Source organism: Streptomyces violaceusniger Tu 4113 (assembly GCF_000147815.2).
GTDB lineage: Bacteria > Actinomycetota > Actinomycetes > Streptomycetales > Streptomycetaceae > Streptomyces > Streptomyces violaceusniger_A.
Genome location: NC_015957.1, coordinates 9,460,152 through 9,476,484, shown reverse-complemented (window position 1 = coordinate 9,476,484; position 16,333 = coordinate 9,460,152). Strand labels below are relative to the sequence as shown.

The following is a 16,333-nucleotide window of genomic DNA, read 5'->3' as shown; positions in this document are numbered from 1 at the left end:
TCGGCGCGCACGTTGTCGGCGCGCGCCGACAAGGCCCGCACCTCACAGGTGCGCCCCGCGGTCCGCCGCTCAGGCGGCCGCGCGCTGGCGGTGTGCCAAGGGCGCCGCCGCCTTACGGCGCCCCGGCGCGAGGACGTCGACGGGGGCGCCCGCCCCGCTGCCCGGCGTCTCGCGCCAGCGGCTCAGCCTGGCCACGACGTCGGCCAGCCGCCGATCGCCGGGTTTGACGGCGAGGTAGAAGAGCGACTCGTCCGGCTTCCGGTCGTCCCCGCCCCAGCGGACCACGCCGTCGAGCTCGGCGAGGATGTCGCGGATCACGACCTCCTGCTGGGGGAAGAAGCCGCCCTTGACGCCCCGCGGGTAGTGGCCGGGGCGGATCCGGACCGCCGTACCGGACGCCTGGTTGCCCTCCGGCAGCCCCCTGCGGACCGCGCCGGGGCTGCGCCAGCCCACCACATCGCCCTTGCGCAGCTCGTCGATCTCGTAGTGGAACCGGCGGATCACATGGACCAGCACGGCCTCCGGTGCGCCGATGCGGACGGTGACGCCCTCCAGCGGGGTGCCGGGCACCGGACGGGACCAGATGGTTCCGCCGCCGTCGGTGACCTTCTCCATCTCCCAGCCGTTCGGGCTCGGTCTGCCCGTCAGCACCCGTGCCTGGTTCGCCTGGAAGCGGCGGTATGCCTTCCGGATCTCCTCTCCGGTGGGCGTCTTGGAGTGCGAGGACGCGGCGTACGCGGGCGTCGCCAGCAGGGCCGAAGCGGGGAGCGAGGCCAGCGCCGCCGCGCCGGCCAGCGCACCGGAGCGGATGAGGAGCTGCCTACGGGATGGGTCGAACACGCTCAACGTCCCCTCGTGACGGTAGGGCTGGTGGACCGGTCCTGGTCGCGGGCCACTACGGATACCGCGCCCGTGGCGATGGCCAGGATGAAGGCGATGGCCAGGGCCGGGTTGACGTATCCGGGGACCGCGGCGTCGTAACTTCCGCCCTCGTCGAGATGGCAGGTGAAGCGAAGGGGAAGGTAGTGCGCTTCATAGCGGTCGACCTGAGCCGCCTTCGCCGCCCCGCCCGCCTGGGCGCACTCCTCGCGCATGTTGTCGTTCTCCATGAACATCACGTGGAGTGCGCCCCAGATGTACAGGGCGATGGTCGCGCAGACGGACAGCAGGGCGATTCCCCCGAGCCAGTCGGCCCGTGTCTTCCGGCGGCCGGTGCGCTTGGAGACGCCGGAGCCGAGTATGCCGATCAGGGTGAAGATGACGATGACCCCGATCAGGCAGATGAAGAGCAGCAGGATCGAGTTGTGCCCGCCCGCCGAATCGGCGGCCAGTGGGGAAGGTTCTTCGCTCACCGCATCATCCTGTTGTACTTCTCGAAGATGTAGTAGAGGGGCATGCGCTTCCTGGCATCGGTGAACGCGGGCTCCTCATATCCCTGGTAGCGGCGCAGCACCTCGTAGATCTCGGACTCCTTGTAGTCCAGCGAGGGGCGGCGGATACCGGTTTCCTGCTCCGCGGCGGTGCCGCCGGGCTTGCCGTCGGCTCCCCAGATATGCGCGTGGCCGACGGAGGTGAGGGCGAAGTCGTTGTCCGTGCGGAGCTTGTCCCACACCGAGAAGATGTCGGAGTCCTTGTCCGGGTCCTTCGGGGTGCCGGTCACCAGGCCGCTTCTGATGGAGTTGTTCCAGCAGAGAACGCCCGCCCGGCCGAACATCTGGCCCACTCCGGTGCTGCTGTCCCGGAACGCGTCCACCTTGGGGAAGTCCTTGGCCCAGTCCGGCACATAGCCGTTGTGGTAGAGCCACACCCCCGCGTCCTTGACCAGGTCCTCGTTGCCGTAGTGCCGGAACTCCCAGAAGGCCGTCGTCTGGATGAGCGCCTTGCGCATGCCGTAGGCCCGTGCCGTATTGGTCACGGCGACATCCCCGGCGATGATGGTCTCCAGGCACTGGCCGGTGGTGTAGATCTTGCCGTCGTCCTCGGCGAAGCCGATGGATTGCATATACGACCGGACGTCGGCCAGCAGCCCCGGGTAATAGGTCTGGTCGAAGAGGCTGTCCGGCATCGACGCCACCGGGGGATTGAAGGCCCCCTGTCCGGTGTCCAGGCCGGAGGCGATGTTGTTGTCGATGTTGATCGAGCCGTCGCCGGAGCCGATGGTCTTGGTGACGATCTGGTCGAAGGCCCAGTTGGGCGGCAGCGGATAGCCGTAGTTCCCGGAGAAGCCGCTGGACATGTCGGAGACGAAGCTCGCGGTGGCATGGCCCGCCTCGGAGGCCCGGATGCACACATTGCGCGGGCCGTAGACCCCGATCTTGTACCGGTTCCCGGCGATGGCCATGCCGTCCACGATGCCCTTGAAATGCGGCAGGACATTGTCGGTGACTTCGTAGTCGTAGGCGTCGAAGTCCACGGCGAAGTAGATCCGGGTGCCGTCCTTGAAGCCGTGGTCATCGGCCGCGTTCGCCGCCGCGATGGCCGCCGCGTTGCCGGCGGTGTAGTTGAAGCCCGAGGCGTCGCGGCCGAAGGTCTGATAGATCGGGAAGCATCTGAGCCCGTTGTCGGCGAGGGTCTGGAGCTCGCCGATCTGGATGGCCTTCTCGGGGAGATCGGTGGTACTGGGGTTGGTGAGATAGCGGCCGATGTACTTGTACCCGGCGGCCTTGAGGGTGTTGGCACGGGCTTGGGTGATCTTGGTGACGCCGTCGCATGCCTGGCCCTGGCGGTCCTGGTCGCCGTAGGAGACCAGAAGCGATGCCCAGGTGGAATAGTCGCCCTTGCCGTTGACCGGCAGCTTGGCGAAGCTCTGGAAGCTGTTCACCGCGGAGCCGAGCGCCGATCCGAACGTGGAGCTGAACGGCACATTGGGCCGCTGGTTCAGGATCATCGCCCCGGAGAACAGCCGCACCCACGTACTGGTCTCGCCCGAGGAGACGGGGTGCTGCTTCAGCCCGGACTGGGTGCCGGGGCCGAAGTTCCCGTTGGCCACCCCGTCGGCCATGCCGAGCTCGTACTGCACGGCCAGCAGCATGGACTTGGCGACGGTCCGCGAGTGGTGCCCGTCGCACGGGATGACGAAGTAGTCCTGGCGCTTGATGTAGTTGGCGTTGAGATACTGCTGCACCGTGCGGATATCGGCGCCGCCGTCACCGGTGACGACATAGGCGTCCATGGTGAGCAGCCCCTTGAAGACCTTGGGGGCGAGGCTGCCCGCCTCGAAGACGCCCGCCACACCCATGTCGGTCATCAGCTCGGTGATCGAGCCGGCCACCGTGGAGTGAACACCCCCTCGATTCCACCGCCGTTGTACCCCTTGCAGTACAGCCCCGACTGCACGATCTTCGTGAACTTGGCCGAGGGCGTTGTACTGGCGTTGAGCTTGGGGTACTTCGACTGCAGCGTGCTCAGGGTGGTGGGGCCGAAGCTGTCGGAGAGGCTGGTGATGCCCAGTTCGTACTGGAGCGCCCGGGTGAGCGCGTACATCACGGTCCAGCTTGTCTTCCCGTCGACCTCGAGTGCCGGAATGCCGAGCTTCCCGGCGTACGTCTCGTTGATGAACTGCTGCGCCCGCATGACCATGGCGTCGGCCATGACGTCTCCTTCAGTGCCGGTTGACGGGGGTCAGTTGCACGGGAAGACGTAGTCGGACGCGTAGTTGATGTAGAGACTGCTGGAGGTCTTGCCCATCTTGGCGGTCACCGGGGCGCAGGCGATGCTGGAGACATAGACCGGGCCCGCGTACTCGCTGAAGTTGCCCGAGTCGGTGTCGCAGCCGGTGCCGTCCACCTTGCAGACCTTGAGGTACATGTACTGCGAGGCGCCGTAGTTGTTGTCGAGGATCGCGCAGCCCTTGCCGCCGTTGGTGTAGCTGAACAGCGTGGCCAGGCGCTGGCTCGGGTCGGTGCCGACGGGCAGCGGAATGGCCTTGTTCAGCGTGTAGCCGGTGCCGCACACGGTCGCGGCGGCGGCGGTGGACGCCGGGTTGGCCTTGGCGAACGCCTTGGTCTCGGCGGAGGCGGACGGGGCCACCTTGACGCTGGGCGCCGCGGGGCGCTCGGCGGCCGACGCCTGGGGCGCGGTGAGGGTGAGCACGGCCGCCGCGGCGGAGGCGAGGGCGGCACCGACGGTGGATCTGAGGATCGTGGACATGGACGTACCCCTCCCGTAAAGGCTGCTGAAAGCGGAGATCGCCGGGGCCTCTCCCCAAGGCCCCGACGCGGGAACAAGCGCTTTCCGCGCTGTGGTCGCACGGAACATATGCACTGGTCATGGCCTTGGACAAGAGGTCTGGAGGAGCCTGGGGAGCGGAGTCGGACCCTCCGCCGGAGGGTGGTCACGGAGGAGGTACGGGGTGCGTAGCGGTGCGTCCCCGATAAGGGGATAAAGCGACTCATATGCAACGAGCTCGGTATACAAGAGGTTGAGATGTGTTGCTGGTCACTATCTCTGGACTCGGCGGGCGGGGGTCCGGACCGCCGTGAGGGGGCGTCATAGACAGATTCGCCGGCCCGAGTTCACCGTCTCCGTGGTCACCGGGCGGGGTGGGACGGCGCGACCGCCGCGTGCTTGCTCGTCCTGATGTGGTGCCGTCCGAGGCAATACCGGACGGGAACGGCCAGGAGCCACCAGTACTCCGCCGCGTCGGACGAGATGATCACCGCCACCGGCACCGAGCTTCCGAAGACGATCGCGACACCCGCCGCGTGCTGGAGTGACTGGACGAACAGAGCGCGCGGAATGTCGGTGTCGCGCAGGCTGGGGCGCCGGAGGAGGCGGGTCGCCATCGCCGCGATCAGCAGCGCGGCCAGGGTGATCGTGCCGGCGTACAGCGAGGTCGCGACCGCGCTGCTGTGGTACTCCGTGACGATCTTCGTCGGAAACGGCAGGGCGGCGACGAGGGCCATCAGCGCCAGATCCAGGTAGAGCAGCGGGCCGTCCACCACCTTGGTCATCCGGAACAGCCGGTGATGAGAGATCCACAACGCCCCGACCACGACAAAGCTGAGCAGGTACCCGGCGACGGACGGGAGCGCCTCCTCCCTCAGCGCGTGCCCGAGTTCGGCCGTGGGGAGATCCTCCGGGACCGTGATCTCCAGGGCGAGGAGCGTGATGGCGATGGCGAAGACCGCGTCGGAGAACGCTTGTATCCGCTCGATGTCGATTCCGTGCAGAGACCTCACCGTCAACAGCTCCTGATTCATTTCGAGTGCGGGCGCGGGTGCGGCCCGGTGGGACTCTGCACATTACGAGCCTGACATGTCAAGTCCACTCAGTCGCTGAGATCTGTCCTACTGGACGGATCTCCGGCATCGCAAGCAATCGCTTTTGATGTGTCGAGACTGACATGTAGGTTGAGGCGTATGAGCTTGGTCGGAGCGCTACTAGCCGCCGGTATCGGCGCCGCTCAGGGCGCGACGATCCGGCTGGAGCGGCGCGCCGGGGTGCTGTGGGCGCGGATGCCGGCGGTCGGCCTGTGGCTGTGGGCCCTGCTGGTGGTCACCCGCGTGGGGATGATGGCCGTCGCACACGTGGTCGACGCGAAGGTGGCGGCGTCCTCGGCGACCATCCTGCTGATGCTGGGCGTGAACCGGCTCGGACAGGCGCTCGTCCTCGTCCCGCGTGTGATGTCCTCCGGCATGGCGTTCGCCCCGGAGCGGGGCGGCAGGACGTTCCCGGAACAGGTGTCGCAGCGGTTCACACCCCCGCCACTGGACGAGGAGGCTCCCGGGCGGCCGCACGGCGCCGCCCCGGCGGCGCCGTACGCCGACGGCCATCAGGGCGATCGGCTGGACCTCATTCGCAGCCGTAGGCAGCAGCGCCGGGCGCGTGGCCACGATCCACCTTCCCCGCCGCGTCCCGTTCGGCTTTCACGGCAACTGGCTGCCGGACGAGTGACGGCGTCGCCGACCGGGAAGCGGCGGCGGAGCACGGACGGGGGCGCCACGGAATCCGTGGCGCCCCCGTCCGTTGGGCCGTGGCGCGCCCGGAGGAGGCGATGCCTATGCCGATTCGGACCCTTGCCGCTTGTTCACGTGCTCGATGGCCCATAGCGCCCAGTCGTGAGTCGCCTGGTACTGGCGCAGGCCGTACTCGGCGGCGAGCTGCCCGAGGGTGTCGCGGCCCTGCCGTGGTTCGGCGTCTTGTTCCTCGCGGAGCCTGCGGAGTTCGGAGATGCTCCCCTCGGCGTGCTCGACAAGGCCGCGCAGCGCGGTGACGGTCTCGTCCGGCTCCAGCGCTTCGAGCAGGAACAACCGCAGGACCTGCTCATTGCGCACCACGCCCTGCCCCCATGGCGCGAGCAGCCACTCCCTCAGCTCCTCGCGGCCCTTGTCCGTGACCGCGTAGGTCCGGCTACGGCGAGCGCCCTCATGCGTCACCTCGACGAGCCCTTGCTCCGCCATCCGGATCAGCTCGGGGTACACGCTCGTGTGGCCGGCCTGCCAGGCGTACCGCCCGAGGTCGCGCTCGAACTCCTTGCTCAGTTCGTAGCCGCTCGCGGGCTCGATGGCGAGGAGGCCCAGCAGTGCGTGCGACAGAGACATATGGGCATCTTACATGTCATCTTCGGCAGGTCTTGGGGTGTGAGCAGCATTGTTGGGCCTGATTGACAGGTCAAAAGGAGACTATTCGACGGTCGCGGCCGCCACGAACAATGGGCGTCCTCGGAAGCCGAGGACGCCCAGGTCGGCGATGTGGGTGCTGGTGCGCCGCCAGGGACTCGAACCCCGGACCCGCTGATTAAGAGTCAGCTGCTCTAACCAACTGAGCTAGCGGCGCCTGCTGACGTGGACATTCTACCCGACCTCGGACGGCGGTCAGGACGTCGCGAGCCCCGTCGCGACCTTGTGCCATTGGTATGGACATGACTATTGGCCCTGGATACTCTCAACTTGGTCTAGACCGCCGTGCACGGCTCATCGAAGCACTCCCCACGTCTTCAGGAGCGAAGCATGCGCAAGAAGATCAGCGCCGCCGTCATCGGCATCGGTCTCGCGGCGATTTCCGTCCTCGCGACCGGCGGCAGCGCCTCCAGTCACGGCTACACCGACTCACCCATCAGCCGCCAGAAGCTGTGCGCCAACGGCACGGTGACGGGCTGCGGTGACATCCAGTACGAGCCCCAGAGCGTCGAGGGTCCCAAGGGCTTCCCGTCCGGCGGTCCCGCGGACGGCACGATCTGTGCGGGTGGCAACAGCCGGTTCTCCCAGCTCGACGACCCGCGGGGCGGCAACTGGCCCGCGACCAGGATGACCGCCGGGCAGAGCTACACCTTCAACTGGCGGTTCACGGCTTCCCACTCGACCACGGACTTCAAGTACTACATCACCAAGAACGGCTGGAACCCCGGCCAGAAGCTCACCCGTGCGAGCCTGGAGTCCCAGCCCTTCCTGACCGTCCCGTACAACGGCCAGCGTCCGCCGTCCACGCTCTCCCACTCGGGCACCATCCCGAGCGGTAAGAGCGGCAGACATGTGATTCTCGCCGTGTGGACCATCGCGGACACCTCGAACGCCTTCTACGCCTGCTCGGACGTCCAGTTCTGATCGTTGCCCGGTCGATCCGGTAGTGCGGGTGGGTGCGGTGCCGTCCCGGGACGGCACCGCACCGACGTGGCGATCAGGCGTCGAACGCGCCCGCCTTCGCACTGCGGACGAAGGCGGCCAGGACAGGTGGCACGGTGGTCAGGACGGTGCCGGGGGCGTCGCTCTCCCGCAGTTGGACGTGGCCGCCGGCGACGGCGACCTCGACGCACTGGCCCTCGCCCACGGAGTACGAGGACTTGCGCCAGTGGGGGCGGTGGTGCGTGGTCGTTTCAGAGGTGTTCATATGTGGGGCCCTCTTTCTCATACCAGACCAGCGATGAGGGCCTTCGTCTCATCCGTGGACAGCGCGCAGTCCACGATATGGCCGAAGGCGTCGGCGAAGACGTTGACGTCGTCGACTCCTTCGACGTACGAGGGGCCGCGCAGGTTCTCCTGTGTGACCACATCCGGCATCGGACCCGGGAAGGACACAAGTGTGAACGCGCCCGCATCCCCCGGGTTGGGCGGCGCGTCGATCGGCATCACCTGCAGCGTGACGGTGGGCCACTCCGCCACCTCCAGCAGCCGGCGGAGCTGAGCGGCCATGATGTCGGGCCGGCCGGTGAACCGGCGGCGCAGCGCCGCCTCATGGATGACGGCCCACAGCCGCAGCGGATGGCAGGAGCGGGTGAGGACGGCCTGGCGGGCCAGGCGCACCTCGGCAAGGGCGTCGACCTCGGCGGCGGTGCGGGCCACGGCGTTCGCCGCGATGGTCTCGCGGGCGTAGTCGGCGGTCTGCAGCAGACCGGGGACCACCAGCGGGGCGTAGTCGCGGACGCTCTCCGCGTCGCTCTCCAGCGAGATGTAGTCGGCGTAGGCGGGGGCGACGACGCCACGGTAGGTCTGCCACCAGCCGCGTTTGCCCGCGTCCTTGGCCAGTCCCTCCAAGGCGATACGGGTGGTGGGATCGGTGACGCCGTAGGCCCTCAGCAGCGTTTCGACCTCGGCGGGGCGGATCGTGGCGTTGGCGTTCTCGATCCGGGAGAGCTTCGGCGCGGTCCAGCGGCGGGCGTCGGCCGATCCGTTCGCGGCCGCGTTGAGCGCCGCGGCCGCCGCGTCCAGCGTCATCCCCGCTTCGGTGCGCAGTTGTCGCAGCGTGGAGCCCAGGCGCCTGCGCCGAACGGTGGGCACTGGCTGGTAGGACATGTCGCCAGTCTGTCGTATTGCCAACTACGCCTACCAGCCGGGCATATGCCAGTCTTGTGCGACTGGGTCGAAACATTGCGAGTGGGACGTTCCATAGGCCAGGATCGCTAGGGGACACGGCAGCGCGCCGTGGTGTGGAGGGGCCCCGGATCATATGGCTGAGAACATCACGCAGCGATACGAACTGCGCCTTCGCGCCCATCCGCGGATGCTTGCCGACATTCGCCGTGCCGTCGGTGCGCGCCTGCGGCTGTGGGGGCGTGAGGAGTTGATCAGCGCGGCGGGGATGTGCGTCACCGAGCTGCTGTCCAACGTCCACAAGCACGCGGCCTCTCCCGAATGCGTCCTCACCCTGGAGAAGCTTCCGCACGGGATCCGCGCGGCGGTCAGCGACTCCGAGGCGGCGCTGCCGGTGGTCAAGGAGCCGGACTTCCTCTCCGAGAGCGGCCGGGGGATGTTCCTGCTCAGCAAGACCGCCCATGAATGGGGCACGGATCTCACCCCGACCGGCAAGACGGTCTGGTTCACCCTGCGCGCGGAATCGGTGGAACCGTGACCAGCGGCGCCGGTAGCGTGGAGCCGCGCACGAGGGCAGGGGGTGGGCCATGGACCCGGTGACGGCGGGAGCGCTGGTCACGGCGGTGAACGCGGCGGTGTCGGGCGCCGGCGGCGAGGCCGGGCGGCGGGCCCTGGAGTCCTTCGGCACGCTGGTCCGCAGGGTGCTGCGGCGGGGCGAGGGCGAGCCGGCGGGTGAGCCGGAGCCGGTCGCGATTCCGTACGACGACGGCGAGCGGCTGCGCCAGTTGGCCGATCTGCTGGTCGAACGAGCCCGGCAGGAACCGGAGTTCGGCCGTGACCTGGCCTCCTGGATGCGCGAGCACGGCGAGGCGGCCGGGGAGGCGGGCGCCGTGCACAACTCCATCGGGGGCAATGCCCGCATCACCGGCCCGGTCGTCCAGGGACGGGACTTCCACGGGCCGATCAGCTTCGGCTGATACCGGCGGCCACCCCCGGACGGGGGAGGGGACGTCCGTGCCGAGCTGGCAGCAACCGGACACCGGCCCCCACTCCGCGTCGTCGAACGGAGCCGAATCGCTGCGGTCCGTAGTCCCGCCCCGTCCGGAAGCCCGACTCGCCGGTAACTTGTGGACACGCGCCCCCGGCGCATCGGCGGCGTGACCGCACGACGCGGGCCGCCGCACCTGGTTTTGCCAACTCTTTACCTCACGCCCCGCGTTGACGTGGTCGCTGTGCGCGAATTAGTGTCGTCGTGGATTTCGCACAATGCTGCCTCCGTAATTCGGGGCAGCGGAATTGACGAGAATCAGGCCGGTATTCGCATAACCAGGTCACTGTCGCCCGGCAGGGGAAGTCATGGTTGGTCTTGTGAGGGTGTCCGAGCCTTCGCCGCTGAGCACGGAGACTCCCTCGTCAGGCGCCGTCGACTATGTCGAGCACGCGCTGCTGGCCGCCCGTGATCTGATCGAGTCGACGGTCACCCGGCACCGAAGGGAGCTGGCCCAGGACTCCTGGGCGGGGACGGCTCTGGGGAAGGTGCCGCTCGCCGAGGTGGTCGACACCCTGGTCGACTGCGCCGAGCGGACCGTCAGCGTGGTGCTGTCGGGCAACGAGGAGCAGACGAAGGCCGTCTGCGCCGCGCTCGCCCGCCCGGCCAGGGGAAGCCGGCGCGCCGTCGTCATACGGCTGTTGTGCGAGGAGCCGGTGCTGGCCTCGGGCGCGGTACGGGCGCTGGCGCGCACCGATCCGCGGTGCGAGATCCGGATCTGCGACGCCGGGCTGCCGCCGTTACCCGAGGCGCTGCTCATCGACGGCCAGGTGGTCCACCTCAGAAGGGGACCGTCGGAGCCGGGGCGGGGCCAGGGGCAGGCGTCGCTCGTCGAGGACCCCGCCACGGTGCGGGCCCTGGAGATGATGTTCGCCGGGGCCTGGGGGAACGCCGTGGCGCTCGCGGACCATCCGCGGCTGGGCGGGCGGTTGTGCCCGGAGTCCGTACGGCGGATCCTGGAGTGTCTGCGCACCGGCCACACCGATGAGGTGGCGGCGCGCACGATGCAGGTCTCCTTGCGCACCTACCGCCGGTACGTCGCGGAGATCATGCGGGAACTGGGGGCCAACTCCCGCTTCCAGGCGGGGGTGCGGGCGGTGGAAATGGGGCTGCTGCCCGGCCGTCACTGACGGCGCTCGAGACCTTGACCACGTCACGGGGCGGGAAGTACGGGAATGTCGACATGAAGGACCGCGGACGCGATCCTGGACCGGAGGCCGCGCTCGCGGGGGACATGCTGGAGGGGACGCTACGGGAGGTACGGGACCTCATCGAGTCCACGGTGATCCAGCACCGCGCCCGGCGGAGCCGGGTCGGGCGGTTCACCGAGGTGGGGGTGGAGGACGCCGCGTTCCTCGCCGCCGCCGAGGAGGTGATCGGCCAGGCGGGGCGGAGCGTGGACGCCGTCTTCCCCGAGTGCTCGGTCCGGATGGCGCCGGTGCAGGCCGCGCTCGGCTCGCTGGTGGAGGACCTCGGCGACCCGGTCGGGGTGCGGGTGCTGCGCGGCAGATCCGCTCCCGGATCCGGAACCGCCGGATCTGGGCCCGCCGGTTCCGGAACCGGCCCCGGGGTCGCCGCCGGAGCGTCGCACGGGCCCGTGCCGCGGCCCATCCCCGGGCCCGCGTCGCCCGCCGAGGCGCCCGACGCGGCAGCGCCCCCCGTCCAGGTGCGGATCGCCTCGGTGCCGCTGCCCACCGCGGTGATCGCCGACGGCCGGACCGCCCTGGTGTGCACCGAGGCCGAGGAGGGGCGGCAGACCTCGGTCATCGAGGACCCGGTGGTGGTCGCCACCCTGTACGGCATGTTCGGCTCCATCTGGGGCGGCGCGGTGCCCGCCGCCCGTCCGCTCGACTTCGGCAACCGCGCCCGTACCGAAATGGTCCGCCGGGTGCTGGCCCGGCTGCGCGACGGGGTCACCGACGAGGCCGCCGCCCGCGATCTGGCGATCTCGGTGCGTACGTACCGCCGCTATGTCACCGGGATCCTGGAGCTGCTGGAGGCCAACTCCCGTTTCCAGGCGGGGGTGCGCGCCACTGAGCTCGGCATCCTCGGAAATACGTCCACATGATAATTTCGTTTTCCCCATCGACATTGTGATCCGGAGCGTGCTGGCGATAGGTTGCCTGCGGGCGTGCCGAGATCTGGCAACAGCCGGTAATGCAAGGGGATTTGGGGATGACCGAAGGGCACGGAAGGGGCGCGACCGCCACGGCGGGCGCGGACGGCGAGCCGAGTACGGACGAGCCGCATTCACTCCGACCGGGACATGCGCGAAAGACCGGCGACAGCGGCGGAAATGGTGAGAAGTCACGGGCCGATAACAGTCGGAAAATGACCGGAGCGGCATCTGGCGCAGCCTCCGCCGACCGACGGAGAACGCTGTTCCGGGGTGTGCTGCCGCCGCTGGTATTCGGGCTGTTGCTGCTTGTCGTCTGGGACATCGTGACCCGGACCGGCGCCGTTGCGGAGTTCTATCTTCCGGCTCCGCTCGACCTCGCGCGGCATTTCCTCGACGACGTGCTCCACGGTGATCTCGTCGACTACACCAAGGAGACGGTGTGGGAGGCGCTGGCGGGCAGCGGCATCGGGATCGGAGTGGCGCTGCCGCTCGGCTATCTGATCGCCCGCAGTGAGCTCGCGGCGGCGGCGCTCCAGCCGTATGTGGCCGCCTCGCAGGCCATGCCCGCGGTGGCGCTGGCCCCCCTGCTGGCCCTGTGGATCGGCTACGGACTGCTGCCCATCGCGGTCCTCTGCGCGCTGCTGGTCTTCTTCCCCATCCTCGTCAACACCGTGCTGGGGCTGCGTTCGCTGGACCCCGATGTGATGGGGGCCGCGCGGGTCGACGGGGTGGGGTGGTGGGGGATGCTCTGGTACATCGAGCTTCCGCTCGCCCTGCCCAGCGTCCTCGCGGGGGTGCGCAACGGCCTCACGCTCTCCATCACCGGCGCGGTCGTCGGCGAATTCGTGATGGGCGGTGACGGACTGGGGCAGTTGCTGTCGGTGCAGCGCCAGGAGGCCGACACCATCGGACTGTTCTCGACGCTCGTCATGCTCGGCCTTCTCGCCGCCGTCCTGTACGGAGTGGTCCGCCTGGTCGAGCGGCTCGTTCAGCGCGACTGACAACTTTCATCCCAGAGGAGAAGTACGTGCGTTTCGTGCAGACGTCCATGGGGCGTGCTCGCAGATACCGGGTCATGGGCGCGGCCCTCGCGTCGGTGGTGGCCCTGGCCACTTTGACCTCATGCGCCGAGGAGCCGAAGAACGCGGGGGCCAAGGGCGGGACAAGCATCACGGTGGGGCTGACCTACACCCCCAACATCCAGTTCTCGCCGTTCTATGTGGCCGCCGAAAAGGGCTACTACAAGGACGCGGGACTCAATGTGACGCTGCGCCACCACGGCGCCGCCGAAGATCTTTTCGGGGCCCTCTCCTCGGGCAAGGAAGATGTGATCTACGCGGGCGGTGACGAGATGCTCCAGGCGCGCGCCAAAAACGTGCCGGTCGTGGACATCGCCACCTTCTACCAGAAATATCCGGTGGGGCTGATCGTGCCCAAGGATTCCGAGATCCGCACCCCCGCCGATCTCAAGGGCCGGAAGATCGGCACACCCGGTCCCTTCGGCGAGACCTATTTCGGTTTGCTGGCGCTCCTCAAGGAGGGCGGCCTTTCCGCCAAGGACGCCAAGGTGCAGAACATCGGCTTCACCCAGCAGGCGGCCCTCACCGGAAACAAGGTGGAGGGGGTGATGGGCTATCTCAACAATGACGCCGTCTCGTTCAAGGAGGCCGGCAAGGGCGTCCGGTCGATTACCCTCGACTCGGGCACGGCTGGAGATCCGCTGGTGGGCGTGGGTCTGGGCGCCAAGAAGAAGACGCTCGACAAGCGCGGTGACGACATCGGGAAGTTCGTCGACGCCTCTTTGCGCGGACTGCGCTATGCGATCGACCACCAGGACGAGGCCATCAAGCTCAGCGAGAAGTACGTACCGGGGCTGCGCGGCGAGAAGCAGCGGAACAACGCCCGCGCCGTGCTCAAGGCCACCGCGCCGCTGATGAAGGACGACCAGGGCGAGCTGGGCGCGATCGACCCGCAGACCTGGACCCGGATGGCCGACTTCATGTACGACCAGGGGCTCCTGGAGAAGACCGTCACGCCGGAGGACGCCTACGACACGTCCTACCTGCCCAAGTCGTAACCGGTTGACGAGAGTTCGGGCGGCGGCGGGTGGTTCAGGCGCTCGCCGTCCGGCCGTCCGGCCGGGGGCACCTCCCAGCGGTAGCTGGGGGCGAGCCGAAGGGGCGCGACCCTGTCGTAAGGGAGCGTGCGCGCAGGGAGCGAGGGCTGCTGCGATCGATACGCGGCTGCCGCCGCGCGAGCGACCGAGCACGGTCGACCGTCGACAGGGGCTTCAGCGCCCCGGAGGCGAACCGAGCCCTGAAAAGCGCAGCGCGGCGGTCACGGCGAACGCGGCCGCCGCGCCCAGCGCGAGCGCCAGCCAACTGCCCGTCGCCGAGGCGTGGGCGACGATGAACAGCCCGAGCGGCGGCCCGGAGGCCGTGCCCAGGTTCCAGGCCAGCGACGCGAGCGCGCTCGCCCGGCCCACCGCTTCCTCGCCCGACCAGCGCAGCAGCAGCGGATAGAAGGCGGAGGAGTACATCAGCTCGCCCGCCGCGAAGACCACCGCGAAGGCCAGCAGCAGTCCGTACCGTACGGCGCCCGGGGCCGCCTCCCCGACCAGCGCCGCGCCCAGACCGCAGCCGAACGCCACCGCCCACAGCACCGGACCGCCCGCCAGGACCACGGTCTCCGGCAGCCGCTCCAGCCGGCCGCGCAGCAGCGGCTGCAGCGCGATCAGGGCGAAGGAGTTGGCCGCCACCACCACGCTGACCCAGCCCAGCGTGACCGCCATCCGGTCGTGCAGCAGCAGCGGTACGGTCACCTCGATCTGAGTGAAGCCGACGATCGCGAAGAGCGCCTGGGCCAGGATCAACAGGGCCATGGGGCGGGCGCGCAGCAGGGAGCGATAGGTCGGCCCGGGCCCGGACGGTCCTGCGCCGTCGGGCCGTTCCTTCGCCTCGGCCGTGGCCCGGGGCCGTACGCCCAGGATCACCGCGATCAGCGGCAGCGCCGCCAGCCCGTTGGCCAGATACAGCCAGCGCAGCGTCCCCGCCGGGGTGTCCGCGCCGTGCAGCGCGAGCCCCGCCGCGACCGAACCCAGCCCGACCCCCGCGTTGTTGACGATGTGCCGGATGGCGAAGGCCGCGCGGCGGCCGCTCTCGGGGACGGCCGTGTCCACGACGCCCACGATCGAGGCGTAGAAGAGCCCGAAGCCGACCCCGACGCACACCCCCGAGACGAGCACCAGCGGCACCGAGCCGGCGGGCGCCAGCAGGGCGTATCCGGCCGCGAGCGCCGCGGTGCCCAGCGCGCCCACCCGGTGCGGGCCGCCCCGGTCGGCCAGCGGCCCGCCGGCCAGGGCGGCGGCAAAACTGGCCGCGGCCATCGCGATGAAGTAGCCGCCCGCCGCCCGGCCGCCGAGCCCCAGCAACTGGCTGATGTAGATCGAGGTGAACGGGAAGCACAGCCCGTTCCCCAGGCTGGAGAGCAGCAGCGCGCCCATGAGCAGGCCGAAGCGGCGCCCCAGGGGCGTGCGGGGCGCCGTCGCGCGGAGGGCCGTCACGAGGTGAGCGCGGCGCGCACCTTGAGCAGCTCCTCGGCCTTCCGCAGGTCGTACGGGGCCGGGAGGGAGAGCACCACATGGACCGCCCCGGCCTCGGCGAACCCCTCGACCAGCGGCAACTGGTCCGGGTTGACCATCACCGTGCGGGCGACCTGGCCCGGGTCCCGGCCGACCCGCTCGCACCACTGGTCGAGGACGCCGCTGAGCTCGCGGAAGTCGGCGACCGGGTCCTCGGAGGCCCAGCCGTACCAGTTCCACCAGTCGGCCTCGCGGGCCACCAGCTCCAGGGTGCGCCGCCGCCCGGCGCCGCCTATCAGCAGCGGAAGCGGCCCCGCGGGGCCGGGGTTGAGCTTGGCCAGCCGTTCCTTGACGGCGGTGACGGACGCGGCGAAGGCGTCCATGCGCCCGGCCGGTCCGGGGAAGGGCAGCCCGTACTCGGTGTGCTCGGCCTCGAACCAGCCCGCGCCCAGCCCGAGCACCAGCCGCCCGCCGCTGAGCTGGTCGACCGTGCGGGCCATGTCCGCCAGCAGATCCGGATTGCGGAACGCGGTGCAGCTCACCAGCGGCCCGATGGTGGCCCGCTGGGTCTCGACCGCCATCGCGGACAGCAGCGACCAGCATTCGTAGTGGCGCCCGGCGGGATCGCCGGTGTGCGGCAGGAAGTGGTCCCAGGTCCACAGCGAGTCGACCCCGAGGGCGTCGGCCTCGCGCCACGCGGTGCGCAGCTCGGCGATTCCGGTGTGCTGGGGGTGGAGTTGCACGCCTACGCGCAGGGACACGGAGGTGAATCCTTTCTGTGGGGGACTCTGTGGGCGGCTCTGTGGGCGACCCTGTTGGTGGCTCTGTCGGCGATGCGG

Annotated in this window: 17 protein-coding genes, 1 tRNA gene and 1 pseudogene; 8 read left to right on the top strand and 11 right to left on the bottom strand. The window is 69.5% G+C overall.

Annotation, left to right across the window (positions count from 1 at the left end):
* Positions 1–69 precede the first annotated feature (69 nt).
* From STRVI_RS38685 to STRVI_RS38665, 5 genes and pseudogenes are all read right to left on the bottom strand, one after another.
* The gene (locus tag STRVI_RS38685; protein ID WP_014061009.1) at positions 70–846 is read right to left on the bottom strand and encodes a hypothetical protein; all 777 of its coding nucleotides are present in this window, start codon (positions 844–846) and stop codon (positions 70–72) included.
* Entirely contained in the window at positions 843–1,352 is a 510-nt protein-coding gene (locus tag STRVI_RS46800; RefSeq protein WP_014061008.1) for a hypothetical protein, read from the bottom strand. Before STRVI_RS46800 ends, STRVI_RS38685 begins: the two co-directional genes overlap by 4 nt.
* A pseudogene (locus tag STRVI_RS38675) lies at positions 1,349–3,591 on the bottom strand (glycoside hydrolase domain-containing protein). The gene STRVI_RS46800 and the pseudogene STRVI_RS38675 overlap by 4 nt, the downstream one beginning before the upstream one ends.
* 30 nt (positions 3,592–3,621) lie before the next feature.
* Positions 3,622–4,149 carry a hypothetical protein gene (locus STRVI_RS38670; RefSeq protein ID WP_014061007.1) on the bottom strand — a complete coding sequence of 176 codons (528 nt, stop codon included), beginning with the start codon at positions 4,147–4,149 and terminating at the stop codon, positions 3,622–3,624.
* A 380-nt stretch (positions 4,150–4,529) separates the two neighbouring features.
* On the bottom strand, positions 4,530–5,180 hold the full coding sequence (locus tag STRVI_RS38665) for a TMEM175 family protein (RefSeq protein ID WP_014061006.1): 651 nt from the start codon (positions 5,178–5,180) through the stop codon (positions 4,530–4,532).
* Between the two features lie 180 nt (positions 5,181–5,360).
* Here STRVI_RS38665 and STRVI_RS53165 point away from each other — a divergent pair, with 180 nt between their 5' ends.
* A complete protein-coding gene (locus tag STRVI_RS53165) occupies positions 5,361–6,050 on the top strand; it encodes a hypothetical protein (RefSeq protein ID WP_014061005.1) in 690 nt (229 codons plus the stop codon).
* On the opposite strand, the gene STRVI_RS38655 is transcribed toward STRVI_RS53165, so the two are convergent.
* Both STRVI_RS38655 and STRVI_RS38650 read right to left on the bottom strand, forming a co-directional pair.
* The gene (locus STRVI_RS38655; RefSeq protein ID WP_014061004.1) at positions 6,000–6,542 is read right to left on the bottom strand and encodes a PadR family transcriptional regulator; all 543 of its coding nucleotides are present in this window, start codon (positions 6,540–6,542) and stop codon (positions 6,000–6,002) included. The genes STRVI_RS53165 and STRVI_RS38655 overlap by 51 nt on opposite strands.
* 158 nt (positions 6,543–6,700) lie before the next feature.
* A tRNA-Lys gene (locus STRVI_RS38650) sits at positions 6,701–6,777 on the bottom strand.
* A gap of 173 nt (positions 6,778–6,950) precedes the next feature.
* On the opposite strand from STRVI_RS38650, the gene STRVI_RS38645 reads away from it, so the two are divergent.
* Entirely contained in the window at positions 6,951–7,544 is a 594-nt protein-coding gene (locus tag STRVI_RS38645; RefSeq protein ID WP_014061003.1) for a lytic polysaccharide monooxygenase auxiliary activity family 9 protein, read from the top strand.
* Between the two features lie 73 nt (positions 7,545–7,617).
* On the opposite strand, the gene STRVI_RS38640 is transcribed toward STRVI_RS38645, so the two are convergent.
* Both STRVI_RS38640 and STRVI_RS38635 read right to left on the bottom strand, forming a co-directional pair.
* A complete protein-coding gene (locus STRVI_RS38640) occupies positions 7,618–7,827 on the bottom strand; it encodes a DUF397 domain-containing protein (protein WP_014061002.1) in 210 nt (69 codons plus the stop codon).
* Between the two features lie 17 nt (positions 7,828–7,844).
* The gene (locus STRVI_RS38635; RefSeq protein ID WP_014061001.1) at positions 7,845–8,729 is read right to left on the bottom strand and encodes a helix-turn-helix domain-containing protein; all 885 of its coding nucleotides are present in this window, start codon (positions 8,727–8,729) and stop codon (positions 7,845–7,847) included.
* 154 nt (positions 8,730–8,883) lie between these two features.
* On the opposite strand from STRVI_RS38635, the gene STRVI_RS38630 reads away from it, so the two are divergent.
* From STRVI_RS38630 to STRVI_RS38605, 6 genes are all read left to right on the top strand, one after another.
* Entirely contained in the window at positions 8,884–9,285 is a 402-nt protein-coding gene (locus STRVI_RS38630) for an ATP-binding protein (protein WP_014061000.1), read from the top strand.
* A gap of 49 nt (positions 9,286–9,334) precedes the next feature.
* A complete protein-coding gene (locus STRVI_RS38625; RefSeq protein WP_014060999.1) occupies positions 9,335–9,724 on the top strand; it encodes a hypothetical protein in 390 nt (129 codons plus the stop codon).
* A 397-nt stretch (positions 9,725–10,121) separates the two neighbouring features.
* Positions 10,122–10,925: a helix-turn-helix transcriptional regulator gene (locus STRVI_RS38620; protein WP_063644320.1), complete on the top strand. Its 804-nt coding sequence runs from the start codon at positions 10,122–10,124 to the stop codon at positions 10,923–10,925.
* A gap of 53 nt (positions 10,926–10,978) precedes the next feature.
* Entirely contained in the window at positions 10,979–11,863 is an 885-nt protein-coding gene (locus STRVI_RS46795) for a LuxR family transcriptional regulator (protein WP_014060997.1), read from the top strand.
* Positions 11,864–12,351: 488 nt separating this feature from the next.
* Entirely contained in the window at positions 12,352–12,915 is a 564-nt protein-coding gene (locus STRVI_RS55205; RefSeq protein WP_237299897.1) for an ABC transporter permease, read from the top strand.
* Between the two features lie 26 nt (positions 12,916–12,941).
* Complete coding sequence (locus tag STRVI_RS38605; RefSeq protein ID WP_014060995.1) at positions 12,942–13,991, top strand: ABC transporter substrate-binding protein; 1,050 nt, start codon at positions 12,942–12,944, stop codon at positions 13,989–13,991.
* 213 nt (positions 13,992–14,204) lie between these two features.
* On the opposite strand, the gene STRVI_RS38600 is transcribed toward STRVI_RS38605, so the two are convergent.
* Entirely contained in the window at positions 14,205–15,476 is a 1,272-nt protein-coding gene (locus tag STRVI_RS38600) for an MFS transporter (protein ID WP_014060994.1), read from the bottom strand.
* Positions 15,473–16,255, bottom strand: coding sequence for an LLM class F420-dependent oxidoreductase (locus STRVI_RS38595; RefSeq protein WP_014060993.1), 783 nt, complete (start codon positions 16,253–16,255; stop codon positions 15,473–15,475). The genes STRVI_RS38600 and STRVI_RS38595 overlap by 4 nt, the downstream gene beginning before the upstream one ends.
* Positions 16,256–16,333 lie beyond the last annotated feature (78 nt).